Source organism: Flavobacteriales bacterium (assembly GCA_016715895.1).
Lineage (GTDB): Bacteria > Bacteroidota > Bacteroidia > Flavobacteriales_F > PHOS-HE28 > PHOS-HE28.
This window is the reverse complement of sequence record JADJXH010000004.1, coordinates 1,122,254-1,148,087: the sequence shown is the minus strand read 5'-3', so window position 1 is coordinate 1,148,087 and position 25,834 is coordinate 1,122,254. Positions and strand designations below refer to the sequence as shown.

Sequence of the window (25,834 nt, the reverse complement as noted above, 5' to 3'; positions counted from 1 at the left end):
GATCAGCCAGCAGCCTGCACGCCATCACTTCATCTTGTTGAACATGTACCGCGCGATCTTCCAGTTGCCATCGGTGCGTTGAAGCACGAACAGCTCCCGGTTCTCCTCGGGCACGGTGGCACCCGTGGCGTGGATGAGCGTGGTGCCGCGTGATTTGGTGCGCGCGAAGGCATGATCGCCGTCCACCTCCACCTCGTCGATGAAGAACTCGATGTTCAGCTTGATGTTGGCGAACACACCGTCGTAGGCCTGCCGTACCTGCTCCGTCCCGATCGCTGTTGGGAAACCCGTGGGCATGAACACGCCATCCGTGGTGTACAAGGGGATCACCTGGTCGGTGCTGGAGGCGTTCAGCGCATCGCGGTAGGCGAAGAGCAGTTCCTTGATCGCGTTCTGGTGGTTGGTGGTGCTCATGGTCGTGGGAGTGTTATCAGGTTCGGTGGTCTTGTGTTCGGGTGCCTGGCAGCCGAGCAGCAGCGCGACCGGCAGGGTGAGGAGGAGCTTGTGCTTCATCGGATCGGATCGTTGCGGCACAAAGGTTCCTTGGACCGATGGGTCCGGCCCATGGCCCCGATCAAGAAATGATCTTGATCCAGATCAAGTGATCAGGACGGCTTGGTGGTCTTCGCCCGCAGGCGGCTCAGGAACTCCGGGGTCACCCCCAAGTAGGAGGCGATGTGCACGTTGGGCACCCGTACGGCTAGCTTCGGATGCTGCTCCACGAAGTGCGCATAGCGTTGCTCCGCGCTGGACGCGTTCCGCCGGAGCATGCGTTGCTGCAGCTCCACGAACTGATCCTCGATGATCACCCGGAAGTTGCGGTCGAACTTGGGGTGCTCGGTGTAGAGGCGCAGCAGGTCGGCGTGGTCGATGCACACCACCACGCTCGGTTCCAGCGCTTCGATGAAGAGGCTGCTCGGCTTCTCCGCGTGGAAGCTGCCGATGTCCACGATCCACTCGTTCTCCTGCGCGAACTGCAGGTTGTGCTCCACGCCCTTCGCATCCATCTCGTACATGCGCAGGCAGCCCTCCACCACAGAGGCGTAGGACCGGCATACCTCGCCCTCCTGCAGGAGAAAGCCGCGCCTCTTCAACCGGCGCACGCGGCTGCGCTCCTTCAGTGCCTTCCGTTCAGCCTCATCCAAGGCCAGGTAGCGGTCGAAGTGTGCGCAGAGAACCTCTTGCGGGTCGGTCATCACTTCCGCAAGATCGACTCCATTTTCTTACCCTTCGCCAGTTCATCCACCAGCTTGTCCAGGTAGCGGATCTGCTGCATGAGGGGGTCCTCGATCTCCTCCACGCGGTAGCCGCAGATCACACCAGTGATCATGCCCGCGTTCGGGTTCATGCGCGCCTTGGCGAAGAAGGTGGCGAAGTCGGTCTGGTCGGCGATGATCTGCTGAAGTGCCTGCTCATCGTAGCCCGTGAGCCACGCGATGACCTGGTGCAGCTCCTCCACCGTGCGGCCCTTCTTCGCCACCTTGGCCACGTAGTGCGGGCCTTGCTTCGCCGAAGGCTTCGCGAAGGCGCAGTACACGCTGGCGAAGGGCATCTGGAAGACGCGTTCGTTGTTCATGGCGATCTGCTTGGCTCAGCGTCGCTCTCCCCAGCGGCTGGGGTTACGCTTGCTGTGGAACACACTGTAGATGATCACCGCATCCTTCATGATCCGGAACACGATCACGTACGGAAAGCGCTTCAGGTTGATCTTCTTGAACGGCCCACGCCACATGGGATAACCCTGCGCATGAGCGAGAAGATCAACAACATGAGCATCGATCTCTGTGATCAGACGCTCACCGGTCCCTGGTGCTTGCGCTTCATACCAGTCAAAGGCATCCTGGGCTTCGTGGATGGCCCGGTCGCGCCATTCCAACTTCAGGCTCATGCCTCGCGCCCCTTGCCTGCCCGTAGCATGGCCTTCACCTCTTCCCAGGTGTAGCTCTTCCCCTCGCCGCGTAAGTACTCCGCCTCGCGCTCCTTCACGATGTTGTAGTGCTCGTCGGTGAGGCCGTCCTCATCGGCTTCAGCCTCCGAACGGAACAGATCGGCCACCTTCTTCAGTAGACCTTCATCGGTGGTGCGCAGCAGGCGCTCGATCAGTTGGAGTTTGAGGGATTCCGTGGACATGGAAGCGGCGTGTAAGACGAAGTTAAGGCGGGTGAACCAGGATGTGCCCCCATGACCATCAACGAGATGCCCCATCGCTTGCGTTGACCGCGTCGGGTACTTTTGAACGAACCGCGCGCCGTGCCCATGCACATCCGCATCACCCGCACGCCACCGGGCGAGGCACCGGAACACATCCGCCAGGCGTGGGTGGGACTGGTGCTACCGGTTCACGAGCGCTACGCCGGACCGCAAACGCGACTTGGCGTGGGCGTGCTTACCGGCCCACGCACGTGGCTGGGGGTGCTGCTCGGCATCCTCACCGGACGGGCCAAGCGTGCGACCGGATACGTGGTGGACGCGAAGACCTCCTTGGAATTGCTGGCCACCCATGCACCGGAAGCAGCGGACTGGTGGCGGACCCATGCACCACGCTTCCTGGAACCTGAACGTTCCTTTCTGTTCGCCACGGATGTATGTGAAGAAGTGCATGAACGCCCCGCCGTGGAATGGCTCGTGCCATGGCACCCGGTGGATGACCCGGCCGTACGCCGCAGCTTGCTGGCGGAGCTCCAGCGGGAACTACCGAAGGGCCATGTGCTGACCGGTGCCATCCTTACCGTGATCGCACGACGCCAGGACCGTGATGATGTGCTGTTCGCGCTTTCGGATGGACGCGTGGCCATCGTTCATCTGACGTATTCCGGCAAGCGTGAACGCCTACCTGACTTCCCGAGAACGTGGCTCTACGGAACGCTGGATCGCTTCGTGGAAGAGGCGATGAAGCCCGCGTGTAAGCTTCCCCTGAAGTCGGGCCAGCGATAACTGGAGGTCTCAGGGGCATTTGTTGTTAGGGATGGATGAGCACAGGTGGCCGGTAACCGAGTGCTTTGTGAGGCCGAAGATGGTTGTAGTCGTACATCCACTCGGTGGTGCGCAAGCGCACTTCTTCGAGTGTGCGGAAGACGTAGGCGCCGAGGAGCTCACGGCGTATGCTGCCATTGAGACGCTCCACGTAAGCGTTCTGGGTGGGCTTGCCGGGCTGGATGTAGGTGAGGGTGATCTTGTGCTCTCGGCACCAGTGGTCAAGCTTGGCACTGATGAACTCCGGCCCGTTGTCCACGCGGATCATGGCCGGCAGTGAGCGTTGTTCCTTCAGGCGTTCAAGCACGCGGATCACACGCAAGGCAGGCAAAGAAGTGTCCACTTCCATGGCCAGCACTTCGCGGTTGTAGTCGTCCAGGACGTTGAGCATGCGGTAGGTGCGGCCATCCCACAAGGTGTCGTGCATGAAGTCGATGCTCCATACCTGGTCGGGGGCCTGTGGCTGGAACAAGGCCTGTTTCACGCGTGCAGGCAGGCGCTTCTTGGTCCGCCGACGGATGTTGAGCCCCATGCCGGTGTACACCCGGTAGACACGTTTGAAGTTCCACACATGACCCATCAAGCGTATGCGGTGATGGCACTGCCACACCCCAATGGCCGGATGCTTGGTCACCAGGTCGTCCAATGCGCCGATCACCATCGTGTCGTCGGGCGGATGCTTGCGGTATTGCGCGGTACTGCGAGCAAGACCCACCATGCGGCACGCTTGCCGCTGGGTGTGTCCATGCTCGGTGATAAGGGCCTGCACGATCTCGCGCTTCTCGTCAGACCCCCACTTCTTTTCCACCACCTGCTTGAGGGAGTCGTGCATCATGCTCAGCTCCGCATACATGCGTTTCAGGCGGCTGTTCTCCTCTTGGAGTTCCTTCACCAGCTTGAGCTGGCTGGCATCCATGCCGCCATACTTCGCCTTCCACTGGTAGAACGTGGCGTTGCTGATGCCGTGTTCCCGACAGATGTCGGCCACCTTGGCACCAGCCTCATGCTGCTTGAGCATCGCGACGATCTGATGCTCGGTGAACTTGGTCTTTCTCATGGCTACGATCGGTTGAAGGTAGCCCCCGACCGGTCAGCCGGTTTTCCCCAGGCCTTTGAAGGGGCCGGGGAAAACCGCCTGACCTCCACTATCACCTGGCCGAACAATGGGGAAGCTTACACCCGCACCGGGACTGGGATTAGCTGAGGGCGGCGGAACGGGCGAGCGAGATGGTGAAGCTGTGGACGAGAAGGCGGGGCATGGAGGGAGCTTGTGTTACCAGACTTTGACCTTCGGCACAAGTTCAAATGACCCTAATCCGTCTGAGGTCGACGTTGACCTGAACAATCGACTTGTTGTCGTCATCACCTCGTATTCGTAGTCTGTTAATCTCAACGGGTTTACCCTTGAACTCTGGCCACCGCTCTTTGACTAGCCACCAAATGCTCATCTCCCGATTAGGTCCCTTATTAGCTGTAATGACGTCGGTTCGTTCGGCGTCTGTCCAAAACCGACCGTATTTCGGCGGAGTGCAGAATCCAATCCAACCTTGTTCGTTGAGGTCGGTTCGGAAGTGGAAGTAGAAGACATAGGCCTGGTTGGGCTCAAGCCTGCTCATCACGAACTCAATCGTTGAATCACTTCCTATTTCCACTTGCGTGAAGCTGTCCCTTGCGGTGAATCCGCTTGTGGGAATCGCAAAAGCAAAGTCCTCTTCAAGTGGCGCCGGAACACTCTGATCATCGTGAATTGCAGAGAGGTCGTCAGGGACTGCCGTATTCAAACCAAGGACATTGGGATCGGTATAAACGTATGCCTCAAGTACGTCTTGGTGCTTCGTCTTGAAGCTCCATCGGCTGAAATGGCCGGATGCTCTTTGCTCATCTGGTAGAGACTCATAGGCCTTGCGACTCAGCAGCACATTACCGCCTCTAGCTTTGTCCATTATCCGCTGGCACCGGCTAATTCCCACTCCGGCCACGTTCACATTTCCATTGATGTCCTTAATGATGCAATCGTTGTGATCGTCAACCCCAATCCGGATTATGAAGCCGTGCTGAGGAAGTGGGTCGTTGCTATGGCTGAATTCCTTGACTCCTCCTAGGATCCGCACCGCGAGTCTAAGATGCAAGTCATTTGGACTGCTCTCATTGGAGTAAAGGCAAACACACATTCCATCGCCTGTGGGAAGTAAAATCTGGTCCTCTTCACGAACGTCCAGATCGAGCAGCGCGCGACGAACAATATTGTTCAATGCGCGCACCACAACGACCTGATCGTCGCTGGTGCGGCCTTTGGTGAATTGGACAATATCCATGAAGACATAGCGCATATGGCGCACCTGCCAATCCTTCTGCTCCATGTGTCTAATGTAGAGGTGAAGCACCTATCTTGCGTGAGGGATAGGAGCAAGTAGCCCGCACCCCGAGGCTTTGCGAGGGGGCGGACTACTGCGGATAGCCCGACCCGAGGCTTTTGCGAGGGGCACGCCCACGCTTCGACTCCGCTCAGCGTGACACGTGCCCTGTGATCAAGCATCTGTGTCATCTGCGCCATCTGTGGATCAATTGAGATCCAAGTACGCCCCCAACCAGAATGGTGAGGTGTGAAGTGTGAGCCGTGAGTTGTGAAGTACTTGCTACCTCACACCCCACACCTCCGCACTCACCCCTCACACCTCGCATCAGTTGAGATTTAAGTACGCCCCCAACCCATGCACCCCACCTTCCCGTCCATACCCGCTTTCCTTATACCCGCCGAAGGGTGAGGTGGGATCGAACTTGTTGTAGGTGTTGGCCCAGATGACGCCCGCGCGCAACTTGCTCGTGAGGTTGAAGATCTTGCTGCCTTTGTCCGTCCACACGCCGGCGCTGAGGCCGTAGGGGGTGTTGTTGGCCTTCTGGATCACCTCGTCCACGGTGCGGAAGGTCTGCACGGCGAGCACGGGACCGAAGATCTCCTCCTGCGCGATGCGCGCGCTCTGCGCCACGTTGAGGAAGAGCGTGGGGCGGCACCAGAAGCCCTTCGAAGGAATGTCGCAGGCTGATTGATACATCTCCGCTCCGTCGCTCACGCCTGCCTTCAGGTAGCGGTTGATGGTTGTCAGTTGTTCGCGCGAGTTGATGGCGCCGATGTCGGTGTTCTTGTCGAGCGGATCGCCCACGACGAGCGAGCGCATGCGGTGCTTGAGCTTGCGGATCACTTCGTCGTACACGGCCTCCTCCACGAAGAGGCGGCTGCCGGCGCAGCACACGTGGCCCTGGTTGAAGTAGATGCCGTTGATGATGCCTTCGACGGCCTGGTCGATGGTGGCGTCGGCGAAGATGATGTTGGCCGCCTTGCCGCCGAGCTCGAGGGTGAGCTTCTTGCCGCTGCCCGCCGTGGCGCGCTGGATGAGCTTGCCCACGCCGGTGCTGCCGGTGAAGGCGACCTTGTTCACATCGGGATGGTTGACCACCGCCGCGCCCGTGGCCCCCGCGCCGGTGACGATGTTGACGACACCATCGGGGAGTTCGGCTTCCTGCAGGATGCTCGCGAGGGTGAGCGCAGTGAGCGGCGTGGTCTCGGCGGGCTTCAGCACCACGGTGTTGCCGCAGGCGAGTGCGGGCGCGAGCTTCCACGCGGCCATGAGCAGCGGGAAGTTCCAGGGGATGACCTGCCCCGCGACGCCGAGCGGCGTTACGGTCTTGCCGGGGAAGGCGTACTTGAGCTTGTCGGCCCAACCGGCGTAGTAGAAGAAGTGCGCGGCGGCAAGCGGCACGTCCACGTCGCGGCTTTCGCGGATGGCCTTGCCGCCGTCCATGCTTTCGATGACGGCGAACTCGCGGGCCTTCTCCTGCAACAGGCGCGCGATGCGGTAGATGTACTTGGCGCGTTCGGCGGCGGGCATCTTCGACCACACGGTGTCGTAGGCGGTGCGGGCGGCCTTCACGGCGGCGTCCACGTCGGCATCATTGCCCTCGGCGATGCGCGCGAGCTTCTGCTCGTTGGCGGGGTTGATGGTGTCGAAGTACTTCCCCGACTTCGGCCTCACCCACTTGCCGTTGATGAAGAGCTCGTATTGCTCGGAGATCTTGACGTGGTCCTTGGACTCTGGGGCGGGGGCGAGGGTCCAGTCGAGGGGCTTCTTCTTGGTTGCCATTGCTTCGTCCGCCCAAGCCGGAACGGCAAAGGCGGTGAGCGAAGATAGGACCCGCGCCTGCTTACCTTCGTGGTGCCATGCTGCGCTATATCGTCCACATCACCGACCCGAAACAGGAGAAGAAGGTCGAGGAACTGCTTGAGGGCATCAAGGGCATCGAGGTGGAGCGCGACCCTGCCAAACCCAAACGCGCGGCACGCAAGTCTTCCGCGAAGCGCAAGGCACCCACCGCCCGGAAACGCAAGCCGGCCACCGCAGCCGAGAAGCGTTTCATGAAGGACCTGACCGAGGCCTTCGAGGCGGCGAAGGACCACTTCTCCGGAAAAAGGAAACTGAAGACCCTGAAGGAAGTGCTCGATGAGCTATAGGGTGATCCCCTCGCCCGCATTCATCCGTGAGTTGAAGCGGCTCTCGAAGAAGTACCGCTCCCTGAAAGATGACGTGGCCGCGCTTGGCGAAGAACTCGCGCAGGATGCGTTCATCGGCACACCCATCGGCCGTGGCTGCTACAAGGTGCGCATGGCGATCGGCTCCAAGGGCAAGGGCAAGAGCGGTGGGGCGCGTGTTATCACCTACGTGCGCGTGGTCAACAAGGTGGTGGTGCTGTTGACCATGTACGACAAGAGCGAGAAGGAGAACATCACGGAACGGGAACGGGACCACCTGATCCTGCTGGCGGAAGCGGGCTGATCCATGTCGATCCGCCCAAACCCCTTCGTGCCGGTCACGTGGCGCACCACCTCCGGTGCTCAGGATGCCACGCCCGTTGACGACGACTTCGTGGCCACCACGGAAGATGGCTACATGCTCCGGGTGGAGAAGATGGACCGGAAGAAGTGGAGGTGGCAGGTGTACGGGCCCGACCGCGAGGAGGTCATCGACGCCCCGTGGATGATGGAGACCATGACGGACGCGTTCACCATCGCGGAGACGGTGTATGCATTGCATCGCAGCAGGCGCCCCTAACGGCCCCCGTTCACTACGCGCCACCCTCCCGGCCAGCGGGTCGCCTATCGCATCACCCGGAACACGCGTTGCGTCGCCCCATCACGCACCCGCACCAACACAAGGCCCGCACGCGACCAGTTCAGCAGCGCCGCCTCCTGCGCGCGCTGTGCGGTGAACGGCACGGCGCGACCCGTGGCATCGAAGAGCTCGATCACCGCGTCGGCCGGCAAACCGGTGAGCCGGGCACCCTGTTCGGTGGGCACGCAGGCCCAAGAGGGGCCGGGGGCCTCCACCAGCCCCACGGTGCACGAGGGCGCCACGCCCGGCACAGCGGAAAGCACACCCGCGTTCGCGCTCCAGTGCTCCCAGGTGCCGCCCACGGTGCTGCGGCGATCGTTAAGGTCGAAGGTGTTGGCGCCGGTGGTGGTGCCCGGAACCTTGCAGGCCTTCACCGCCAGCCCGCCATGGTCCCAGGTGAGCGGCAAGCCGGCCATGCAGGTCTCGGGCGGCAGTGGCACGTCGCAACTGGCCTGCACGAACCACTCGAAGTCGTCGTAGGCCGGATGATCGCCGTACACGTGCGCGATGCCGTCATCGCCGATGCACACGGCCACATACTCCTCACAGGCGATGCCCAGCACCGGCGTTCCGGCATCGGTGTAGGAGCGTGCGATGAAAGTGAGCAGGCGTCCGCGCCGGTCGGGGTTGTCGAAGTGCGTATCGGTGACCACCGCGTCCATGCCGGGCGCGCCCATGAAGGGGTTGCCGTCGAGCGTGACGTTGACGGCGTAAGGGTTGTTGAGCGCAGCCTGGCTGGTGACCGAGCCGTTCTGCGCGGTGAAGCGGTAGCCCGCCAGGATGGCCATGCCCGCGCTGGTGCCGCCGATGACGATGTTGCGCTGCGCGATGGCCGCGCGCACGAGGCTGTCCACGGGCGTGTTCTGCCAATAGCTCACGTAGTTCCACTGGTCGCCACCGGCGAACCAGATGGCCTCGGCCTGCTGGATGCGCTGGTGCACGTATGGATCGCTGGAGGCCGATGCGTTGCTGAACACGATGGTCTCCACCGAGTTCACGGGTACGCCCAGGTCGGTGTAGAAGTAGTCGTTGTACCCGTCGCTCCCCGAGGCGCGCAGCACCAGCACATCGCCACCCGCCGCGCGCTGCAGGAACCACACCATCGCCGGATCGCTCTCAGTGGCGCCACCCATGAGGCAGAGCCCGCCCTGCGGCGCAGTGACCACATCGGTGGTGCTGCCGGTGAAGTAGCTGGTGTAGCCCTGGGCGAGGGAGGCCAGCGGGGCGAGGAGCAACGAAGCGAACAGGGTGCGCATGTCGCGAAGATCGCGAACCCCGTGTTCACCGCTTCACCACGCGCACCGGCGCCACCGCTGCACCTTCCACGTGCATCACATAGGTGCCCGCGGCCAGCGCCGACAGGTCCAGCTCCATTTGTGCACCGCCGATCCGCCCGCGCAGGACCTCGGCCCCGGCGATGTCCACCACGCGGTAGGGCGCACCGATGGCCGGCTGAGGCAGGGTCACGGCGAAGATCCCTTCACCCGGGTTCGGGAACACACGCACGGCCTGTGCGGGCTCTTCCTCCAAGCCCGTGCTGGCGCAACGCCGGTAAATGCCCTGGCCCGGCGAGATCAGGTTGTAGCCGATGAACACGCAGCCCTGGTGCTCGAAGAGACCGGAACCGTTGAGGTCGGCGGCGTTGAGGTTTCCGGTGATGTTGGTCCAGCTGGTGCCTTCGTCGGTGCTCAGGTACACGCTGTCACGGAGTCCGCCACCGGCGAAATGGCGCGTTTCCATGTAGAGGGCCGTGCCGAAGCGCTTCAGCTCCAGCAGGCCCAGGCCGAACTGCGGAAGACCGGCCCATGCGCTCCACGTGGCGCCACCATCGGCACTGGTGTATCTGCCACCGCCCTGCGCCGTGTAGTACAGGTCGCCGTCCATCACCCACAGGTTCTCGCCGTTGAGGTCGCTGGGAGAGATGCCGGTGTTGCTGTCATCCCAAGTGCTTCCGCCATCGGTGCTGATGAAGATGCCGCCGCCGATCGTGTTCGCGTAGAGGTCGTTGCCGACCAGCAGCATGCCGATGACGTTGGTGTTGGCAAGACCGGCGTTCACCGTGGTCCACGCATCACCGGGCAGTGGCGCGCGGAACACGCCTCCCGTGGAGGCATACGCGAACACATGCGTGCCATTCGCCAGGAATCCGCGCACCACGGTCGATTGCGGCGCACCGGCCACCGTATTCCAGGTATCACCACCATCGTCCGTCCAATAGATGCAATCGGAGGAGGCGTTCAGCCCGGCGAAGTACCGGTTGCCCACGGCGAAGCCGCTTTCCGTGGGGTTCAACGCCACCGGGTTCGTGACCGCGTTCCACGTGTCGCCATTGTCCGCACTGCGGTACAACGTGCTGCCGGCCTTGGCGAAGAGGTGTGTGGAGGAGGCCCCGAGCACCTGCGCGCCCTGCGACAGGTCGGCGATGCCGGCGTTGGTCTGCGACCATTGGGCCGTGCACACGGCGGTGATGAACACGGTGAGGCCGAGGACCGGCATCCTGTGGCAAGGGTTCATGGTTGTTGAGCAGAGGGTGGTTCAGCAGCGAAGGAAACCTGCTGCGGCGCGGGTCCGCGGCAGTGTCTCCGCGAGGTTCCCACCGCAGGATGTGAACAGCGGCACGCCCCGCAAGGGCATCATCTTGATGGGGATCAGCCGGGGTCGTTGCGGACCGGCCCTATTTTGCGGGCTCAACGGACGTCCCCGACGATGACCCGCATCCTTCTCCCCACCGACGGCAGCGATGCCGCCTTCAACGCGGCACGCTTCGCATTTGACCTCTTTGGCACGGACGGCGTGCGGTACACGCTGGTGCACACGTACCTGAAGCCCGCCTACCGCAATGCCCTGCTTCCGGCCATGGACACCGGCCGCGAGGCCGCCAACAAGCTGCGACGGGCTGAGCGACGCTGTCGTGCCCACGCAGGTACCGTGACCCTGGCCAAGCGGACCTCCCCCTATCCCCTGGCCGAGGTGCTGAACGAGTTGGCCGATCAAGGCAAGGGTGAACTGATCGTGATGGGCACCCAGGGCGAGGGCAACTACGGGCTGGTGGGCAGCAACACCACCGCGGTGGTGACCGGCGCAGGGGTACCAGTGATCGCCGTGCCCTCCCAGTGGCAGCCCGCACCGGTGAAGCGCATCCTGCTGGCCAACGACGGCGGCACCATGGACGCGGCCACCCTTCAACCGCTGATCGCCATCGCCCGCCGCACCGGCGCCGAGGTGGTGGTGGCCCATGTGCGCGACAACATCGCCACCTTCGACGAACGCGGCGACCGGCAGATCGTGAGCGCACTGCTCGACGGCATCCGCCACTCGTTCGTCACCGTGGCCGGTGAGGACGTCACCGGCACCCTTGATGAACTGGCCCGGCAGGGACGCATCCAGCTCATGGCCGTGATCCACAGGAAGAAGAGCTTCTGGCAGCGGTTGTTCACCGCCAGCAAGGCCAAGCGCATGGCGCTGCACACCACCACGCCGTTGCTCGTGCTTCCGGAGAACGGCTGAGCCGGCCGGGCTGCGGAGCACGCTGAAGGGATCCGCGCTCGGGTAGTGCCCGTCGGCCGCCCTCTGCAGGTGCATCAGGATGTCGTTGGCCAGGCTGCTCGAATGATCTTCAGGCCACCCCAACCGCACCGCATGCTCATCGTTCCACGCAGGAGCCCTTGCCCGCTCAGGATCTCAGCGAAGTGAAGTCGGCGATCGACCTCCTGCCGCGACTCCGCGCAAGAGCCGAGAAGATGAACGATCACTCGACCACTTAGCAGATGGGTTGAACCGCTCTTCGAGAAGATGGAGCTCACCAAGAACCTTGTGGGAAGCTCGAACTGGCCAATGTGCCGCTTCGACGGGTCTGCTCCAAGTGGGTCGGCCACACGCTCGAACGCGTTCCTTGCGAACGTGCTATCCGCATAAACCAGCATGGAAGCGCCCTTGCGCTTGTAGAAGGCAACTGCTCCCTCATGGTCAAAGTACAGTATCGGATCCCGCCACTCCTTCGTGGAGGTCAGGGCTGCACTATCCGTCACCCAAGGCGCTGTGGTATCTCCAACGAGTGAATCCCAAAGCGCCATCAAGCGAAGCTCCTCCACCACAAGTTGCTTCACAGGTGGTTCGAAGGTATCGGACGGGATCACTTCGGGAATGACCGCTCCTCCATTATTAGGAACCTCAGGCGTCGAACATGCAGCCACCAGGAAGGCCACCACCAACCAAAGTGGGGCACATTTCCCTGGCTTCATCATCAATCCACGCTGAAGTAATCCGCGCTCTGGTAGTGCCCGTCGGCCTCCTTCTGCAATTGCATCAGGATGTCGTTGGCCAGGCTGCTGGCGCCGAAGCGGAACCAGTGGGGATCGAGCCACTCGGGGCCGAGCTCCTCCTTCACCATCATCAGGTAGTGGAGGGCCTCCTTGCTCTTGCGGATGCCACCCGCCGGCTTCATGGCGATCATCTGCCCGGTGCGCAGGTAGTGGTCGCGGATCGCGTGCAGCATCACCAGCGTCACCTCCATCGTCGCTGCCGGGTTGATCTTGCCGGTGCTCGTCTTGATGAAGTCGGCGCCCGCAGCGATGGCGATGTCGCTGGCCAGGCGCACCTTGTCATATGTGCCCAGTTCACCCGTCTCCAGGATCACCTTCAAGCGGGCCTCCCGGCAGGCCTCCTTGATCGCCGCGATCTCGTCGAACACGAAGCCGTATTCCCCGTTGTGGAACTTGCCGCGGCTGATCACCATGTCGATCTCGTCGGCGCCTTCGCTCACGGCGAAGCGAGTGTCGGCGATCTTCACGTTGCGCGGAGCCTGTCCGCTGGGAAAGGCGGTGCTCACGCTGGCCACCTTCACGCCGCTGTCGCCCAGGGCCTTCTTCGCCACCTTCACCAGGGACGGGTACACGCATACGGCAGCGACGGTGGGCAGGCCCGGAAGCTGATCGTGCAGATGCATGGCCTTGAAGCAGAGCTGCTGCACCTTGTGCGGGGTGTCGGCCCCTTCCAAGGTGGTGAGGTCGATCATGCTGAGGGCCAGCTTCATGCCCTGCACCTTGGTCTCCTTCTTGATGCTGCGGGTCTTGATGCGGGCCACCCGCTCCTCGATGCCCACCTGGTCGATGGGGGGAGCGCTGACCGGAACGAGCCGGGCTGGTGCGAGCGACTTGGTGGTCATGGGGCCAAGATAGCCTGACGACCCGCGTGCCGTTCCTGCCATCAGGGCAGCCGTTCCCCGGACGTACCCTGCTGTGGGGACGGATCGGCACGGCGGGCCCGTTATTTCGGCTCCGCAATGCCCGTGACCGACCGCACCGAAGGCCTTCCGCACCGGAGACCCCCCCTCCCGCAGGGCCGCCACAGGTCATACCGGGTTAACATGCCCGGATGGGCAGACTTGTTATGTTTGCCCCCCTGTCAATAACAAACCCTTGACCGGCCCCGGGTGTTCCTTCCGGGTGTCCCCACGGAACCGACCAACGCCTCCAACCGAAAACCCGACCCCTCTTCTCATGAGCAACGAAACGTCCACCGGGAAAGGCTCGAGCCTCTTCGTGGCCATTGTGTTCCCCTTGGTGCTGATCATCAGCGTGATGATCTACATGTTCGTCCTCGGCGATCCGGCGAACTTCGAGAACGGCGATCCCATCAAGGGCCACCCCATCGCCGAGAACCCCGGCAAACTGTATGGCACCATCTACAAGGGGGGCTTCATCGTGCCCATCCTCATCAGCGTGAACCTCATCGTCATCATCTTCTCGGTGGAGCGCTTCATCACCCTGAGCCGCGCCAAGGGCAAGGGCCGGATCGAGACCTTCCTGGGCAAGGTGCGCCAGTTCCTGGCCAATGACCAGGTGGAGGATGCGGTGGCCGTGTGCGACGAGCAGAAGGGCAGCGTGGCCAACGTGATGCGCAGCGGCCTGCAGAAGTACAAGCTGGTGCTGCACGATGCGAGCCACGACAAGGAGACCCGCCTGCAGGCCGTGAAGCAGGAGCTCGAGGAGGCCACCGCCCTGGAGCTTCCCATGCTCAGCAAGAACCTGGTGATCCTGAGCACCTGCGCGAGCGTCAGCACCCTGCTGGGTCTGATCGGTACGGTGCTGGGGATGATCCGCGCCTTCAGCGCGCTGGCCACCGCCGGCACGCCGGACGCCACCGCCCTGTCCACCGGTATCTCCGAGGCCCTCATCAACACGGCCCTCGGGATCACCGGCTCGGCCGTGGCCATCATCGCCTTCAACTACTTCAGCACCAAGATCGACGCCATCACCCACGGCATCGACGAGGCCGGCTTCAGCGTGAGCCAGACCCTGGCCACCCACAAGTGACCCCGCACGGCACCGGCGTCCGGGGGCTCACCCCCCCGGCGGCCGGGCGTTCACCGTCAACGAACCAGACCCCCGACGCATGCCGAAGCTGAAGATGCCCAAGAAGAGCCCCGAGCTCGACATGACCCCCATGGTGGACCTGGCCTTCCTGCTGGTCACCTTCTTCATGCTCACCGCCCAGTTCCGACCGGAGGAGGCCGTGGCCGTGGACACCCCTTCGTCCATGAGCCAGAGCCCCATCCCCACGGAGAACCTGATGACCATCGTGGTGGACAGCGCCGGCAAGGTGTATTGGGATATGACCGACAAGAAGGTGCGCCTGAAGGTGCTCGAGGAGATGGGCAAGCGCATCAATTACACCCCCAGCGACGAGGACAAGGTGAAGTTCGCCAATGTGGGCGCCGTGGGCATCCCCATCCAGCAGCTGCCCGCCTACCTCGCCCTGCCCACCGGCGGAGCCCGCAAGGAGTTCGACCGGCAGTTCGAGGGCATCCCCACGGACAGCACCAACAACCAGCTGCGCGACTGGATCATCACCACGCGCCTGCTGTTCTACGAAGAGGCGGGCATCAACCCGCTGGTGGCCCTGAAGGCCGATGGCAACACCAACTATTCCAAGGTGGCGGAGGTGATCCGGATCTTCCAATCCCCGGGCATCCAGATCAACCGCTTCAAGATGATCACCGACCTGGAGGAATCACGGATGTAACAGCCGGTCGAACCATTCCCGTGCACACGTGTACGGGGCACTGGAACGACCCGCCCAACGAGACCCGACCATGGCAGACGCACCCGGTGGAGGCGAAGAAGGCGGCGGAGGAAAACGCCACCAGAAGAAACGCGCCAAGAAAGGCAGCACCCGCATCGACATGACGCCGATGGTGGACCTGGCCTTCCTGCTGCTCACCTTCTTCATCCTCACCACCACCATGTACAAACCGAGCACCCTGCAGATGACCTTCCCGGTGCCGGACGAGGACCCTACCGACGACAAGAAGACCGAGCTGAGCAACGCCATCACGCTCATCCTCACCGCCAAGGACCAGATCTTCTACTACCTGGGCGAGTTCCACACCCCCACCGACGGCAGCGGCAAGCCGCCCACCACCCTCACCCGCACCGACTTCAGCAAGGTGCGCCAGGTGCTGCTGGAGCGCAACAAGGAGGCCGTGGAGAAGCTCAACCAGCTGGCGCGTGACTTCAATAGTGGCAAGATCACTGAGGCGGCTTACGACAGCCTGCGGCGCAAGACCAAGGGGGACCCCACCAACCTCAAGGCCATCATCAAGACCGACAAGGACGCCAAGTACCGCAACATGATCGACATCGTCGACGAGATGGACATCAGCGGCATCGGCTCCTATGGCGTGCTGGACAGCCTGAAGACCGCTGAACAGCTGCTGCTCGACGCGGAGAAAGCAACCATCTGAGCCATGGAATACCTCCTGATCACCGGCATCCTGCTGGTCCTTTCCCTGGTGATGACGCTGGATTTCAGCTGGAACAACGTGCTCACCACGGTGCGCAACCAGCTGGTGTTCGAAGGCCGCAACCAGGCCTACGGCGCCTTCGTGCTGCGCCGCGACTATGTGAAGCGCCTGATGATCGCCGTGGGCAGCTCGGTGGCCTTCTTCGGCCTGGCGATCGGCACACCCAAGATCATCGAGGCCCTTGGCGGCGGCGAGGAGGAGGTGGTGGAGGCCAAGAAGATCGTGGACGTGAACCTCGAGCTCTTCGAGGAGGAGAAGAAGGAGGAGCCCCCGCCCCCGCCCGTGGAGGTGCCGCCCCCGCCCAAGATCGAGACCGTGCAGTTCACCGCCCTGGAGGCCGTGGACGAGCCCGTGGAGGAACCGCCCCCCACCCAGGAGATCCTGGAGGAGACCACGGCCAGCACTGTGACCCAGGAAGGCGAGAAGAGCGAAGAACCCCCGCCCCCGCCCCCGCCGGTGGAGGAGGAGGTGATGATGTTCGCCGCCGTGGAGGAGAAACCCACCTTCCCCGGGGGTGAGGCCGAGTTCTACAAGTACCTCGGCAAGAACGTGAAGTACCCCCAGATGGAGGCCGAACAGGGCATCGAGGGCCGCGTCTTCGTGGAGTTCGTCGTGGACAGGGACGGCTCCATCACCGAGGTGCGCACCGTGCGCGGCGTGAGCGCCGGCCTGGACAAGGAGGCCACCCGTGTGATGAAAGCCTCCCCCAAGTGGAGCCCCGGCAAGCAGAACGGCCGCCCCGTGAAGGTGCGGTACGTCATCCCCATCAACTTCGACCTGCGCTGAGGCGCCGGGCCGGGCGATGGACCTGCGCACCGCCTTCGCCATCGGGATGTCCGGCTTCTACATCCTGGCCGGCCTGGTCATCGGCCTAACCCCTTTCGCCAGCGACGTGCTGCCGAATTACCGCGCGGTGCTGGCCCTGGTGCTGGTGGGCTACGGCCTGCTGCGCCTGGTGATGTGGTGGCGCAAGCGCAAGGCCGACCACGGCCATTCCTGAGCCATGCGGCACACCGGCCTGCTGATGCTCCTCCTGGCCGCCTGCAGCAGCGGTCCGCCCGACCCGCGCAGCGACGACAGCCCCACCTTCGGCCACGTGCTGGTGCTCGCCGACCAGGACCTGCGCCCCGTGCTCGAGGACCAGCGCACCACCTTTGAAGCGCTGTACGAAAAGGCCCGGGTGGACGTGCGCTATCTGCCTGAGCGCCAGTTGGTGCAGGCCATGCTGAACGACAGCGTACGCGCCGTGTTCGGCACCTTCCTGCCCGGCGCCGACCAGCAGGCCTACTTCCGCACCCGGCAGCTCACCCCCCATGTGGAGGCCGTGGCCGTGGAGGCCATCGCCGTGCTGGCCCATCCCGCCGGGCCCGACAGCCTGAGCCTCGATGAGCTCCGCGGGATCCTGCGCGACGGCCGCTTGGGCGGGCGGCCCTGTGCCGCCCTGCTGGACGACGCCGGCAGCGGGGTGGCCCGCTCGCTGGTGGACAGCCTGTGGCACGGCGCCACCGACCAGGCCCTGAAGGTGCAGGTGGCCCACGGGCCCGAGGACCTCGTGGACCGCCTGCGCCGCGACAGCACGGCCATCGGGCTGCTGGCCTTCAGCCTGATGAGCGACCTGGACGACCCGGCCTGCCGGGCGCTGCGCGACGGCCTGCGCCTGGTGCCCGTCCACCGCGGCGATGGCCCGGCCCTGGCACCCACCCAGGGCACCCTGAAGGACGGCCGCTATCCCTTGCGCCGGCCCTTGATGATGCTGGTGACCGAGGGCAAGAGCGGGCTTGGCACGGGGTTCGCTTCCTTTGTGGCCGGACACAAGGGTCAACGCATCCTCCTCAAGAAAGGCCTCGCCCCCGCGCATGTGCCTGCACGCGACGTGATGATCGTGACCCCCTGAACAACGATGGAACACCTGACGAACAAGAACCTGCTCCTCGGCTTCGTGACCGGCCACCTGCTCGCCGCACTTCCCCTCACCGCCAATGCCCAGACCCTGCAGGACGCCCAGCGCCTCACCGACCGCGAACAGTTCGAGGCCGCCACCACGGCCTTCCGCAAGCTGCTGGCCGCCACGCCCAACGACGGTGCCACCTGGTACTTCCTGGGCGAGAACTACTGGGAGAACGAGCAGCCGGACAGCGCCCAGCTGTGCTACCGCCGCGGCGCGGAGCTGAACCCCCGTTACCCGCTGAACCATGCCGGCCTCGGCAAGGTGCTCTTCGCCCACGGCATCCCTGATGACGCCAGCGGGGGCGCCCTCCAGGAGGCCCAGGCCCGCCGTGAGGAGGCCAAGGCCAAGCTGAACGAGGCGATCGCGTTGGCCGAGGACAAGGCGGCCAAGCATCCCAAGGAGCTCAAGGCCCTCACCTACCGCGAGGTGGCCGATGCGTACGGCGCCGGTCCCGATCCCGATGTGCCCACGGCGCTCACCCACGTGGACAAGGCCATCGAGCTGAACCCCAATGATGCCGACGCCCAGGTGCTGCGCGGTGACCTCCTGGTGGCCCGCGGCTCCTTTGACGCCAGCGAGGCCGTGGCGGCCTACAAGCGCGCCGCCGAACTGATGCCCAGCGCCGCCCGCCCGGTGGCCAAGAAGGCCCTGATGTACCACCGCGCCAAGAACTACGAGGCCGCCATCGCCGAGTACGACCGCGCGGTGGCCATCGACCCCTCCTTCGCCCCCGCCTACAGCGGCCGTGCCGAAGCCCTCTTCATGACCAAGGCCTACGACAAGGCCACGGCCGACTACAACAAGTACCTCGAGCTGAACGCCGGCAACATCAGCGCCCGCGTGCGCTACGCCAAGTTCCTCTTCCTGGTGGGCAAGTACACCGAGAGCATCGCCGAGATCGATGCGGTGCGTGGCACGGGTGTGAAGGACAACAACCTGCGCCGCATCGAGGGCTACGCCCGGTGCGAGGCCGGGGACTTCCAGGCGGCCCGCACCGCCATGGAGGCCTACTTCGCCGAGCAACCCGCCGACAAGGTGATTTCCACCGACCACGAGTATATGGGCAAGATCTACGCGGGTCTGGCCGCCAAGGCAACACCTCCGGCCCCGGGTCCGACCGATGCATCCGCCGTGACCGTCACGGGTCCGGACCTGGACTCCCTCGCTGCGGAGAGCTACCTGAAGGCCGCGCGCATGGACCGCACCAAGGCCTACCTCTTCAGCGAGGCGGGCAAGGCCTTCGGCAAGGCCAAGCGGTTCGATCTGGCCACCCGTGCCTTCCAGGAGAAGATCGCCAGCGGCAAGCCCGAGGTGAACGACTATTACTACCTGGGCAGCAACGCCTACAAGGCCAGGATGTACACCACCTCGGACAGCGCCTGGGCCGTATACACGGAGAAGCAGCCCGGCCTGCACCAAGGGTACCTGGGCCGTGCGCGCGCCAACGTGGGCCTCGACCCCGACAAGCAGACCTGGCAGGCCCGGCCCTTCTACGAGGAGGTGGTCCGCCACATCAAACCGGAGGACCAGACCAAGTACAAGGTGGACCTCGAGGAGGCATACTTCTACCTCGGTTTCTACCACTTCAGCAAGGAGAAGGACCCGGGCATGGCCAAGTGCTGGTTCGAGCAACTGAAGGCCCTGAACGCCGGCACCAGCAACACCAAGCAGGGAACGGACATGCTCCTGACCAAGGAACTGCAGGACGTGAGCGCCAAGGACTGCACCCTGCCCGCACAGTGAACGTCAGCCACGACATCGGGAAAGGGAGGCCGCGGCCTCCCTTTTTCATGGCCGGACCGCGCCGCGTACATTGCCCCGCATGACCAGCAGCGACCGGCTCACCCCGTGGATCTCCATCGCGATGGTGCCGGGGGGCGTCGCCGGGCACGAACACCGCGCGACGATCACGGAGGAACATCCGATCGCCGCCCTCGGACAGTGGGATCGATCCACTCCAATCGTACCTGCGCACCGTGGGTCCGTTCATCAGTCCACCCATGCCCTGCACGTGGGTGGTGGACAGCACGGTGGCCTCCCGGTCGTGAGCATGTGCGAAGGGTGGCTCGGGAACTGGCGAAGCTGAACGAGGAAGGCTGAACCCGATCCGGCATGAACCAGCTCTTCCGTCGCAAGCCCGCCACCCACGATGCCACCCCGGAGGGCGAGATCCATGGCGGCGCCGCGCTCGGCCGGCACCTCACCCTGCGCGACCTCACCTTCTTCGGCATCGCCGCCATCATCGGTGCGGGCAGTTTCAGCAGCATGGGCCAGGCCTGCGCCAGCGGCGGTCCGGGCGTGGTGCTGCTTTTCGTGCTGTGCGCCGTGGCCTGCGGCTTCACCGCCCTGTGCTACGCCGAGTTCGCCGCCCGCGTGCCCGCCAGCGGCAGCGCCTACACCTACGCCTACGTGAGCTTCGGGGAGCTCTTCGCCTCGATCATCGGCTGGGCCCTGCTGATGGAGTACAGCATCGGCAACATCTACGTGGCCTTCAGCTGGAGCGGCTACTTCACCAACCTGCTCGACGCCGCCGGCCTGCACCTGCCCGAGTGGCTCACCATCAACCACCGCAGCGCCTCCGCTTCCGCCGTCAACAACACGCCCGGCGAAGGGCTCACCGCCTGGAACACCGCACCGGTGATCGGCGGCCTGCGCATCATCCTCGATCTGCCCGCCTTCGCCATCAATGTGCTCATCACCGCCCTGTGCTACGTGGGCGTGCGCGAAAGCCGCAACGCCAGCAACATCATGGTCATCGTCAAGCTCGTCATCATCGCCCTGGTGATCGGCGTGGGCATCGCGTATGTCGACATCGACCAGTGGACACCCTTCCTGCCCAACGGCTTCGGCGGCGTGATGGCCGGCGCCAGCGCCGTCTTCTTCGCCTATATCGGCTTCGACGCGGTGAGCACCCTGGCCGAGGAGAGCCGCGACCCGCAGCGCGACCTGCCCCGCGGCATGATCCTCAGCCTCGTGATCTGCACGATGGTCTACATCCTGCTGGCGCTCGTCCTCACCGGCATGGTGCCCTTCGCCCAGCTCGACGTCAGCGACCCGCTGGCCGAGGTCTTCGCCCTCCGCGGCGTGAAGTGGATGCTGCTGCTGGTGAGCATCGCCGCCGTGGTGGCCATGACCAGCGTGATGCTCGTCTTCCAGCTCGGCCAGCCCCGCATCTGGATGAGCATGAGCCGCGATGGCCTGCTGCCCAAGCCCTTCGCCCGCATCCATCCCCGCTACCGCACGCCAGGCTTCAGCACCCTCGTCACCGGCCTGGTGGTGGGCGTGCCCATCCTGTTCACCGATGAGGCCTTCATCCTGGACTTCACCAGCATCGGCACCCTCTTCGCCTTCGTGCTGGTGTGCGGCGGTGTGCTGCTGATGCCCCGCCGCGAACGCGGCCCCTCGGGATTCCACCTTCCCCACATCGACGGCCGCTGGATCGTGCCCGCGCTCCTGCTGCTGGCCGTGGTGCTCGTCCGCGTGGGCCTCCCCGGCTACTTCAGCGACCTGCTCGACCCCGCCGGCCAGCACGGCGCTCAGCGCATCCCCCTCCTGGTGTTCTGGGCGCTCTGCGTCGGCCTGTCCGCCCTGAGCTTCGTGCACCGCTGGTCGCTGATCCCCGTGCTCGGCCTGGCCTCCTGCTGCTACCTGCTCACCGGCATGGCCGCCAGCAACTGGAAGTGGTTCGGCACCTGGCTGCTGATCGGCCTCGCCTGCTACTTTGCCTACGGCTACCGCCACAGCCGTCTGGCGCGCCTGCCGCGTGCCCTCTGACCCCGCGTCCGGCGCGGCTTTCCTGCGGGTGATCGCGTACCTTCGCGGCCGCTCCGGAACCGTGTCCGCCCCCACCCACATCCACCCCGTGTTCGACCGGCTGCTCCAGCGCTCCGACAAGGAGGCGCTCTTGGGCCAGCGCGGCCTGTGCCTGTGGATGACCGGGTTGAGCGGGAGCGGCAAGAGCACCATCGCCGGCGAGCTCGAGCGCGTGCTGCACGCCACCCAGGTGTACACGATCGTCCTCGATGGGGACAACGTGCGCACCGGCCTCAACAACAACCTGGGCTTTTCGGAGGCCGACCGTACGGAGAACATCCGGCGCATCGCCGAAGTGGCCAGGCTCTTCGTGCAGAACGGGACCGTGGTCATCTGCTGCTTCGTCTCGCCCACCATCGCCACCCGCGAACAGGCGAAGGCCATCATCGGCGCGGAGGACTTCGTGGAGGTCTTCATCGACACCCCGTTGGAGGAATGCGAGCGCCGTGATGTGAAGGGGCTTTACGCCAAGGCCCGCGCCGGCGAGGTGGAGGACTTCACGGGCATCAGTGCGCCTTTTGAGCCACCTACACAGGCGGATGTAATAGTGAGCACCACCGATCGTGGGCCAGGTGATTGCGCTGGCGACATCTTCGAATTCATTCTTCCCCGCATTAAAAGGATCTAAAATCCAGAAAACCGCAGAGTACGCAAAGTTCGCAGAGATTATAAGGAGAGATGTCCTGAAATTGCATTTCTCAGCGTCCTCCGCGCCCTCTGCGGTTCAAAATTGAGATCGATGCATTCCTACCGCCTCACCCACCTGAAGGAGCTCGAGAGCGAGAGCATGCACATCCTGCGCGAGGTGGCCGCGCAGTTCGAGCACCCGGCCCTGCTCTTCAGCGGTGGCAAGGACAGCATCGTGTGCTTCCACCTGGCCCGCAAGGCCTTCTTCCCGGCCAAGGTGCCCTTCCCGCTGGTGCACGTGGACACCGGCCACAACTTCGAGGAGACCTTGACCTTCCGCGACGACCTGGTGAAGGAGCACGGCGCGAAGCTGATCGTGGGCAGCGTGCAGGAGAGCATCGACACGGGCCGCGTGCAGGAGGAGACCGGCTACTATGCCAGCCGCAACAAGCTGCAGACGGTGACCCTGCTCGACACCATCGAGAAGCACAAGATCGACTGCGCCATCGGCGGCGGACGGCGCGATGAGGAGAAGGCCCGCGCCAAGGAGCGCGTGTTCAGCCACCGCGACGAGTTCGGCCAGTGGGACCCGAAGAACCAGCGGCCCGAGCTGTGGAACCTCTACAACGGCAAAAAGCGTCCGGGCGAGCACTTCCGCGCGTTCCCCATCAGCAATTGGACGGAGATGGACGTGTGGCAGTACATTCTGCTGGAGAAGATCCCCATCCCCAGCATCTACTTCAGCCACGAGCGCGAGGTGTTCGAGCGCGACGGCGTGATCTACGCGAACAGCCCGGTGATGCGCTTGAAGCCTGAAGAGAAGCCGTACATGAAGCGCGTGCGTTTCCGTACCATCGGCGACATGAGCTGCACCGGTGCGGTGGATTCACCCGCAAGCACCTTGGAAGAGATCATTGAAGAGGTGGCCTCGTCGCGTGTCACCGAAAGAGGGTCCCGGATGGATGACAAGCGGAGTGAAGCCGCGATGGAGGACAGGAAGAAAGAGGGATACTTCTGAAAGCTGAAAGCTGAAAGAGGAAAGAGGAAAGAGGAAATGAATCCCGCACCGCACAAGGACCTGAAGCATCGGACCAAGCAATTCGCACTGGCGGTGGTGACCTTGTTCAAGCTCTTGCCGAAGACGACCGAAGCGCAAGTGATGGGCAGGCAACTTTTGAGGGCAGGCACCTCCGTGGGCGCGAATACGCGGGCTGCTTTCCGCGGCAGAAGCAAGCGTGAATACATCGCCAAGCTGGGGGTCGTGATCGAAGAAGCGGATGAATCGGGCTTCTGGCTTGAAATGCTCACCGAGTCCGGTACCATGCCGCTCTCCTCCACCGAGGCGCTCCTGAAGGAGTCGAACGAGCTGGTCTCCATCTTCACCTCACTGGTCACGCGATGAACGCTTTGTCGGTTTCAGCTTTCAGCTTTCAACTTTCATCTTTCCTGCCATGAGCGGTTACCTGGACATGGACCTGCTCCGCTTCACCACGGCGGGCAGCGTGGACGACGGCAAGAGCACCTTGATCGGCCGGTTGCTGTATGACACCAAGCAGATCTTCGAGGACCAGATGGAGGCGGTGGAGCGCGCAAGCGCAAAACGCGGATCCGGAGAGGTCGACCTGTCGCTATTGACCGATGGTCTTCGCGCGGAGCGCGAACAAGGGATCACCATCGATGTGGCCTACCGCTACTTCGCGACGCCCAAGCGCAAGTTCATCATCGCCGATACGCCGGGGCACATCCAGTACACACGCAACATGGTCACGGGCGCCAGCACGGCCAACCTGGCGATCATCCTGGTGGACGCGCGCAAGGGCATCCTGGAGCAGACGTGTCGCCACAGCTTCATCGCCTCGCTGCTCGGCATCCCGCACGTGGTTTTCTGCATCAACAAGATGGACCTCGTGGACTACGACGAGGCCACCTTCACCCGCATCCAGAGGGAGCTGGAGGATTTCAGCAGCAAGCTGGAGGTGCGCGACATCCGCTACATCCCCATCAGCGCGCTGAAGGGCGACAACGTGGTGGAGCGCAGCGCCAACATGCCGTGGTACCAGGGCCCCACGCTCATGTACCTGTTGGAGAACATCCACATCGCGGGCGACCTCAACCACATCGACCGCCGCTTCCCGGTGCAGTACGTGGTGCGCCCCATGACCGATGAATGGCACGACTTCCGCGGCTTCGCCGGGCGCGTGGCCGGAGGTGTCTTCCGCAAGGGCGACCCCATCCAGGTGCTGCCGAGCGGTTTCCAGAGCGCCATCAAGAGCATCCACATCGGCGACCGTGAGGTGGAGGAATGCTTCGCCCCGCAAAGTGCGGTGATCACGCTGAACGACGAGATCGACATCAGCCGCGGCGACATGCTGGTGAGCCCGAACAACGTGCCCGAGACCAGCCAGGATGTGGACGTGATGCTCTGCTGGTTCAACGAGCGGCCCCTGCAGCCCGGCGGCAAGTACGCCATCAAGCACACCACCCGCGATGCGCGGTGCATGGTGAAGGAGGTGAAGTACAAGATGGACATCAGCACGCTGCACAAGGCGGAGGACCGCACCATCCGCATGAACGACATCGGCCGCGTGCAGCTGCGCACCACTGTGCCGCTCCACCTCGACACCTACGGCCGCAACCGGTACACCGGCAGCATCATCCTCATCGACGAGAGCACGCACGAGACCGTGGCCGCGGGGATGATCGTGTGATCAGCGCAGGAAGGCCGGCACGATCGCCCGCCCCTTGCGCCGGCGCAGCGCCGTGAACCAGGCGCCACCGAGCGCGCCGATGCTGTTCGCCAGCATGTCCATGGGGTCGGTGCGGCGGCCCAGGGCCTGCAGTCCCTGCAGCACCTCGGTACCCAGCCCATAGGCCACGCTGAGCCCCACCGCCCACATCAGGTAGGCCGCCGGGCGGCCATGGCCCAGGAAGGCCGCGGCCAGCAGCACGGTCTGCCCGAAGAAGAGCAGGGCGTGCACCAGCTTGTCCAGGTCCAGCAGGTCGAACCAGCCCCATTGGGGCAGGCTGCGGCCGGGGATCAGGCAGAGCACCAGGATGGCCAGGGCCCACAGGAGGGCCCAGCGCAGGTGGCGCAGCATGGGCTCAGTGGCCCACCAGGGCGCGGTACTCGTCAGCGCTCATCAGCGCGGCCACATCGGCCACGTTCGCCGGCTTGATCCGCACCATCCAGCCCGAGCCGTAGGGGTCCTTGTTCACGCTGGCCGGGTCGTCCGCCAGGCCGGGATTCACGGCCATCACCGTGCCCTTCACCGGCATGAACAGGTCGCTCACCGTCTTCACCGCCTCCACGGTGCCGAACACCGCGTGCTCGTCCACCTCCTGGCCCTCGGTGCCGATGTCCACGAAGACGATGTCGCCGAGCTCGCCCTGGGCGAATTCGGTGATGCCCACCACGGCCTCCCCGCCCTCCAGGCGGATCCACTCGTGGTCCTTGGTGTACTTCAGGTCTGCGGGGAAGTTCATCGGGTGCGGTGTTCTGCGTTG

31 protein-coding genes are annotated in these 25,834 nt (G+C 64.0%); 17 read left to right on the top strand and 14 right to left on the bottom strand.

Annotated features, from left to right (window positions below):
* Window positions 1-24 precede the first annotated feature (24 nt).
* The 5 genes from IPM49_13520 to IPM49_13500 all read right to left on the bottom strand — a co-directional run bounded on the left by IPM49_13520 (window position 25) and on the right by IPM49_13500 (window position 2,130).
* Entirely contained in the window at window positions 25-513 is a 489-nt protein-coding gene (locus IPM49_13520; protein ID MBK9275540.1) for an SgcJ/EcaC family oxidoreductase, read from the bottom strand.
* A 92-nt stretch (window positions 514-605) separates the two neighbouring features.
* Window positions 606-1,196: a Crp/Fnr family transcriptional regulator gene (locus tag IPM49_13515; GenBank protein ID MBK9275539.1), complete on the bottom strand. Its 591-nt coding sequence runs from the start codon at window positions 1,194-1,196 to the stop codon at window positions 606-608.
* Window positions 1,196-1,576, bottom strand: a complete 381-nt coding sequence (locus IPM49_13510; GenBank protein MBK9275538.1) for a DUF2200 domain-containing protein — start codon at window positions 1,574-1,576, stop codon at window positions 1,196-1,198. Before IPM49_13510 ends, IPM49_13515 begins: the two co-directional genes overlap by 1 nt.
* Before the next feature lie 15 nt (window positions 1,577-1,591).
* A complete protein-coding gene (locus tag IPM49_13505; GenBank protein ID MBK9275537.1) occupies window positions 1,592-1,888 on the bottom strand; it encodes a type II toxin-antitoxin system RelE/ParE family toxin in 297 nt (98 codons plus the stop codon).
* Window positions 1,885-2,130 carry an addiction module protein gene (locus IPM49_13500; protein MBK9275536.1) on the bottom strand — a complete coding sequence of 82 codons (246 nt, stop codon included), beginning with the start codon at window positions 2,128-2,130 and terminating at the stop codon, window positions 1,885-1,887. Before IPM49_13500 ends, IPM49_13505 begins: the two co-directional genes overlap by 4 nt.
* Before the next feature lie 126 nt (window positions 2,131-2,256).
* Here IPM49_13500 and IPM49_13495 point away from each other — a divergent pair, with 126 nt between their 5' ends.
* Entirely contained in the window at window positions 2,257-2,934 is a 678-nt protein-coding gene (locus IPM49_13495; GenBank protein ID MBK9275535.1) for a hypothetical protein, read from the top strand.
* Window positions 2,935-2,959: 25 nt separating this feature from the next.
* Here IPM49_13495 and IPM49_13490 read toward each other — a convergent pair whose 3' ends face one another.
* From IPM49_13490 to IPM49_13480, 3 genes are all read right to left on the bottom strand, one after another.
* Window positions 2,960-4,030 carry an IS3 family transposase gene (locus IPM49_13490; GenBank protein MBK9275534.1) on the bottom strand — a complete coding sequence of 357 codons (1,071 nt, stop codon included), beginning with the start codon at window positions 4,028-4,030 and terminating at the stop codon, window positions 2,960-2,962.
* A 244-nt stretch (window positions 4,031-4,274) separates the two neighbouring features.
* On the bottom strand, window positions 4,275-5,333 hold the full coding sequence (locus IPM49_13485; GenBank protein MBK9275533.1) for a hypothetical protein: 1,059 nt from the start codon (window positions 5,331-5,333) through the stop codon (window positions 4,275-4,277).
* Window positions 5,334-5,654: 321 nt separating this feature from the next.
* Window positions 5,655-7,112, bottom strand: a complete 1,458-nt coding sequence (locus IPM49_13480) for an aldehyde dehydrogenase family protein (protein ID MBK9275532.1) — start codon at window positions 7,110-7,112, stop codon at window positions 5,655-5,657.
* Window positions 7,113-7,189: 77 nt separating this feature from the next.
* Here IPM49_13480 and IPM49_13475 point away from each other — a divergent pair, with 77 nt between their 5' ends.
* From IPM49_13475 to IPM49_13465, 3 genes are read left to right on the top strand one after another with little or no spacing between them, the layout of a single operon-like run.
* Window positions 7,190-7,480: a hypothetical protein gene (locus IPM49_13475; protein MBK9275531.1), complete on the top strand. Its 291-nt coding sequence runs from the start codon at window positions 7,190-7,192 to the stop codon at window positions 7,478-7,480.
* A complete protein-coding gene (locus IPM49_13470; GenBank protein MBK9275530.1) occupies window positions 7,470-7,802 on the top strand; it encodes a type II toxin-antitoxin system RelE/ParE family toxin in 333 nt (110 codons plus the stop codon). Before IPM49_13475 ends, IPM49_13470 begins: the two co-directional genes overlap by 11 nt.
* A 3-nt stretch (window positions 7,803-7,805) precedes the next feature.
* Window positions 7,806-8,078, top strand: a complete 273-nt coding sequence (locus tag IPM49_13465) for a hypothetical protein (GenBank protein ID MBK9275529.1) — start codon at window positions 7,806-7,808, stop codon at window positions 8,076-8,078.
* Window positions 8,079-8,122: 44 nt separating this feature from the next.
* Here IPM49_13465 and IPM49_13460 read toward each other — a convergent pair whose 3' ends face one another.
* Both IPM49_13460 and IPM49_13455 read right to left on the bottom strand, forming a co-directional pair.
* Complete coding sequence (locus IPM49_13460) at window positions 8,123-9,394, bottom strand: cyanophycinase (GenBank protein MBK9275528.1); 1,272 nt, start codon at window positions 9,392-9,394, stop codon at window positions 8,123-8,125.
* Between the two features lie 25 nt (window positions 9,395-9,419).
* The gene (locus IPM49_13455) at window positions 9,420-10,634 is read right to left on the bottom strand and encodes a T9SS type A sorting domain-containing protein (protein ID MBK9275527.1); all 1,215 of its coding nucleotides are present in this window, start codon (window positions 10,632-10,634) and stop codon (window positions 9,420-9,422) included.
* Window positions 10,635-10,844: 210 nt separating this feature from the next.
* Between IPM49_13455 and IPM49_13450 the strand changes: the two genes are divergently transcribed.
* Window positions 10,845-11,645, top strand: a complete 801-nt coding sequence (locus tag IPM49_13450) for a universal stress protein (GenBank protein MBK9275526.1) — start codon at window positions 10,845-10,847, stop codon at window positions 11,643-11,645.
* Window positions 11,646-11,719: 74 nt separating this feature from the next.
* Here IPM49_13450 and IPM49_13445 read toward each other — a convergent pair whose 3' ends face one another.
* Together IPM49_13445 and deoC are read right to left on the bottom strand one after the other, a co-directional pair.
* Complete coding sequence (locus IPM49_13445; GenBank protein MBK9275525.1) at window positions 11,720-12,343, bottom strand: hypothetical protein; 624 nt, start codon at window positions 12,341-12,343, stop codon at window positions 11,720-11,722.
* Window positions 12,344-12,381: 38 nt separating this feature from the next.
* A complete protein-coding gene (gene deoC / locus IPM49_13440) occupies window positions 12,382-13,302 on the bottom strand; it encodes a deoxyribose-phosphate aldolase (GenBank protein ID MBK9275524.1) in 921 nt (306 codons plus the stop codon).
* 334 nt (window positions 13,303-13,636) lie between these two features.
* On the opposite strand from deoC, the gene IPM49_13435 reads away from it, so the two are divergent.
* From IPM49_13435 to cysN, 12 genes are all read left to right on the top strand, one after another.
* Window positions 13,637-14,452, top strand: a complete 816-nt coding sequence (locus IPM49_13435; GenBank protein MBK9275523.1) for a MotA/TolQ/ExbB proton channel family protein — start codon at window positions 13,637-13,639, stop codon at window positions 14,450-14,452.
* Between the two features lie 79 nt (window positions 14,453-14,531).
* Window positions 14,532-15,161: a biopolymer transporter ExbD gene (locus tag IPM49_13430; GenBank protein ID MBK9275522.1), complete on the top strand. Its 630-nt coding sequence runs from the start codon at window positions 14,532-14,534 to the stop codon at window positions 15,159-15,161.
* 70 nt (window positions 15,162-15,231) lie between these two features.
* Complete coding sequence (locus IPM49_13425) at window positions 15,232-15,882, top strand: biopolymer transporter ExbD (GenBank protein MBK9275521.1); 651 nt, start codon at window positions 15,232-15,234, stop codon at window positions 15,880-15,882.
* A 3-nt stretch (window positions 15,883-15,885) separates the two neighbouring features.
* On the top strand, window positions 15,886-16,728 hold the full coding sequence (locus IPM49_13420) for an energy transducer TonB (GenBank protein ID MBK9275520.1): 843 nt from the start codon (window positions 15,886-15,888) through the stop codon (window positions 16,726-16,728).
* A 16-nt stretch (window positions 16,729-16,744) separates the two neighbouring features.
* On the top strand, window positions 16,745-16,942 hold the full coding sequence (locus IPM49_13415; GenBank protein ID MBK9275519.1) for a hypothetical protein: 198 nt from the start codon (window positions 16,745-16,747) through the stop codon (window positions 16,940-16,942).
* A 3-nt stretch (window positions 16,943-16,945) separates the two neighbouring features.
* Window positions 16,946-17,836: a substrate-binding domain-containing protein gene (locus IPM49_13410; protein ID MBK9275518.1), complete on the top strand. Its 891-nt coding sequence runs from the start codon at window positions 16,946-16,948 to the stop codon at window positions 17,834-17,836.
* A gap of 6 nt (window positions 17,837-17,842) precedes the next feature.
* Window positions 17,843-19,633, top strand: coding sequence for a tetratricopeptide repeat protein (locus IPM49_13405; protein MBK9275517.1), 1,791 nt, complete (start codon window positions 17,843-17,845; stop codon window positions 19,631-19,633).
* 369 nt (window positions 19,634-20,002) lie between these two features.
* Complete coding sequence (locus tag IPM49_13400) at window positions 20,003-21,664, top strand: amino acid permease (GenBank protein ID MBK9275516.1); 1,662 nt, start codon at window positions 20,003-20,005, stop codon at window positions 21,662-21,664.
* A 61-nt stretch (window positions 21,665-21,725) separates the two neighbouring features.
* Window positions 21,726-22,331, top strand: coding sequence for an adenylyl-sulfate kinase (gene cysC / locus IPM49_13395; GenBank protein ID MBK9275515.1), 606 nt, complete (start codon window positions 21,726-21,728; stop codon window positions 22,329-22,331).
* Between the two features lie 111 nt (window positions 22,332-22,442).
* A complete protein-coding gene (gene cysD, locus IPM49_13390) occupies window positions 22,443-23,348 on the top strand; it encodes a sulfate adenylyltransferase subunit CysD (protein MBK9275514.1) in 906 nt (301 codons plus the stop codon).
* 36 nt (window positions 23,349-23,384) lie between these two features.
* Window positions 23,385-23,732, top strand: a complete 348-nt coding sequence (locus IPM49_13385) for a four helix bundle protein (protein ID MBK9275513.1) — start codon at window positions 23,385-23,387, stop codon at window positions 23,730-23,732.
* A gap of 49 nt (window positions 23,733-23,781) precedes the next feature.
* Window positions 23,782-25,038 (top strand): sulfate adenylyltransferase subunit CysN, encoded by a 1,257-nt coding sequence (cysN, locus tag IPM49_13380; GenBank protein MBK9275512.1) that lies wholly within the window; start codon window positions 23,782-23,784, stop codon window positions 25,036-25,038.
* On the opposite strand, the gene vanZ is transcribed toward cysN, so the two are convergent.
* Both vanZ and gcvH read right to left on the bottom strand, forming a co-directional pair.
* The gene (vanZ, locus tag IPM49_13375) at window positions 25,039-25,428 is read right to left on the bottom strand and encodes a VanZ family protein (protein MBK9275511.1); all 390 of its coding nucleotides are present in this window, start codon (window positions 25,426-25,428) and stop codon (window positions 25,039-25,041) included. It lies immediately after the preceding gene.
* A 4-nt stretch (window positions 25,429-25,432) separates the two neighbouring features.
* The gene (gene gcvH, locus IPM49_13370) at window positions 25,433-25,813 is read right to left on the bottom strand and encodes a glycine cleavage system protein GcvH (GenBank protein MBK9275510.1); all 381 of its coding nucleotides are present in this window, start codon (window positions 25,811-25,813) and stop codon (window positions 25,433-25,435) included.
* Window positions 25,814-25,834 lie beyond the last annotated feature (21 nt).

Coding starts and splice junctions, on each gene's coding strand:
- cysD (MBK9275514.1), top strand. CDS start 22,443: ATGCATTCCTACCGCCTCACCCACCTGAAGGAGCTCGAGAGCGAGAGC.
- IPM49_13415 (MBK9275519.1), top strand. CDS start 16,745: ATGGACCTGCGCACCGCCTTCGCCATCGGGATGTCCGGCTTCTACATC.
- IPM49_13515 (MBK9275539.1), bottom strand. CDS start 1,196: ATGACCGACCCGCAAGAGGTTCTCTGCGCACACTTCGACCGCTACCTG.
- IPM49_13430 (MBK9275522.1), top strand. CDS start 14,532: ATGCCGAAGCTGAAGATGCCCAAGAAGAGCCCCGAGCTCGACATGACC.
- IPM49_13495 (MBK9275535.1), top strand. CDS start 2,257: ATGCACATCCGCATCACCCGCACGCCACCGGGCGAGGCACCGGAACAC.
- IPM49_13510 (MBK9275538.1), bottom strand. CDS start 1,576: ATGAACAACGAACGCGTCTTCCAGATGCCCTTCGCCAGCGTGTACTGC.
- gcvH (MBK9275510.1), bottom strand. CDS start 25,813: ATGAACTTCCCCGCAGACCTGAAGTACACCAAGGACCACGAGTGGATC.
- IPM49_13485 (MBK9275533.1), bottom strand. CDS start 5,333: ATGGAGCAGAAGGATTGGCAGGTGCGCCATATGCGCTATGTCTTCATG.
- IPM49_13425 (MBK9275521.1), top strand. CDS start 15,232: ATGGCAGACGCACCCGGTGGAGGCGAAGAAGGCGGCGGAGGAAAACGC.
- IPM49_13505 (MBK9275537.1), bottom strand. CDS start 1,888: ATGAGCCTGAAGTTGGAATGGCGCGACCGGGCCATCCACGAAGCCCAG.
- IPM49_13405 (MBK9275517.1), top strand. CDS start 17,843: ATGGAACACCTGACGAACAAGAACCTGCTCCTCGGCTTCGTGACCGGC.
- IPM49_13385 (MBK9275513.1), top strand. CDS start 23,385: ATGAATCCCGCACCGCACAAGGACCTGAAGCATCGGACCAAGCAATTC.
- IPM49_13475 (MBK9275531.1), top strand. CDS start 7,190: ATGCTGCGCTATATCGTCCACATCACCGACCCGAAACAGGAGAAGAAG.
- IPM49_13465 (MBK9275529.1), top strand. CDS start 7,806: ATGTCGATCCGCCCAAACCCCTTCGTGCCGGTCACGTGGCGCACCACC.
- IPM49_13400 (MBK9275516.1), top strand. CDS start 20,003: ATGAACCAGCTCTTCCGTCGCAAGCCCGCCACCCACGATGCCACCCCG.
- IPM49_13500 (MBK9275536.1), bottom strand. CDS start 2,130: ATGTCCACGGAATCCCTCAAACTCCAACTGATCGAGCGCCTGCTGCGC.
- cysN (MBK9275512.1), top strand. CDS start 23,782: ATGAGCGGTTACCTGGACATGGACCTGCTCCGCTTCACCACGGCGGGC.
- IPM49_13490 (MBK9275534.1), bottom strand. CDS start 4,030: ATGAGAAAGACCAAGTTCACCGAGCATCAGATCGTCGCGATGCTCAAG.
- IPM49_13460 (MBK9275528.1), bottom strand. CDS start 9,394: ATGCGCACCCTGTTCGCTTCGTTGCTCCTCGCCCCGCTGGCCTCCCTC.
- IPM49_13480 (MBK9275532.1), bottom strand. CDS start 7,112: ATGGCAACCAAGAAGAAGCCCCTCGACTGGACCCTCGCCCCCGCCCCA.
- deoC (MBK9275524.1), bottom strand. CDS start 13,302: ATGACCACCAAGTCGCTCGCACCAGCCCGGCTCGTTCCGGTCAGCGCT.
- IPM49_13455 (MBK9275527.1), bottom strand. CDS start 10,634: ATGCCGGTCCTCGGCCTCACCGTGTTCATCACCGCCGTGTGCACGGCC.
- IPM49_13435 (MBK9275523.1), top strand. CDS start 13,637: ATGAGCAACGAAACGTCCACCGGGAAAGGCTCGAGCCTCTTCGTGGCC.
- IPM49_13520 (MBK9275540.1), bottom strand. CDS start 513: ATGAAGCACAAGCTCCTCCTCACCCTGCCGGTCGCGCTGCTGCTCGGC.
- IPM49_13470 (MBK9275530.1), top strand. CDS start 7,470: ATGAGCTATAGGGTGATCCCCTCGCCCGCATTCATCCGTGAGTTGAAG.
- IPM49_13450 (MBK9275526.1), top strand. CDS start 10,845: ATGACCCGCATCCTTCTCCCCACCGACGGCAGCGATGCCGCCTTCAAC.
- IPM49_13410 (MBK9275518.1), top strand. CDS start 16,946: ATGCGGCACACCGGCCTGCTGATGCTCCTCCTGGCCGCCTGCAGCAGC.
- IPM49_13420 (MBK9275520.1), top strand. CDS start 15,886: ATGGAATACCTCCTGATCACCGGCATCCTGCTGGTCCTTTCCCTGGTG.
- vanZ (MBK9275511.1), bottom strand. CDS start 25,428: ATGCTGCGCCACCTGCGCTGGGCCCTCCTGTGGGCCCTGGCCATCCTG.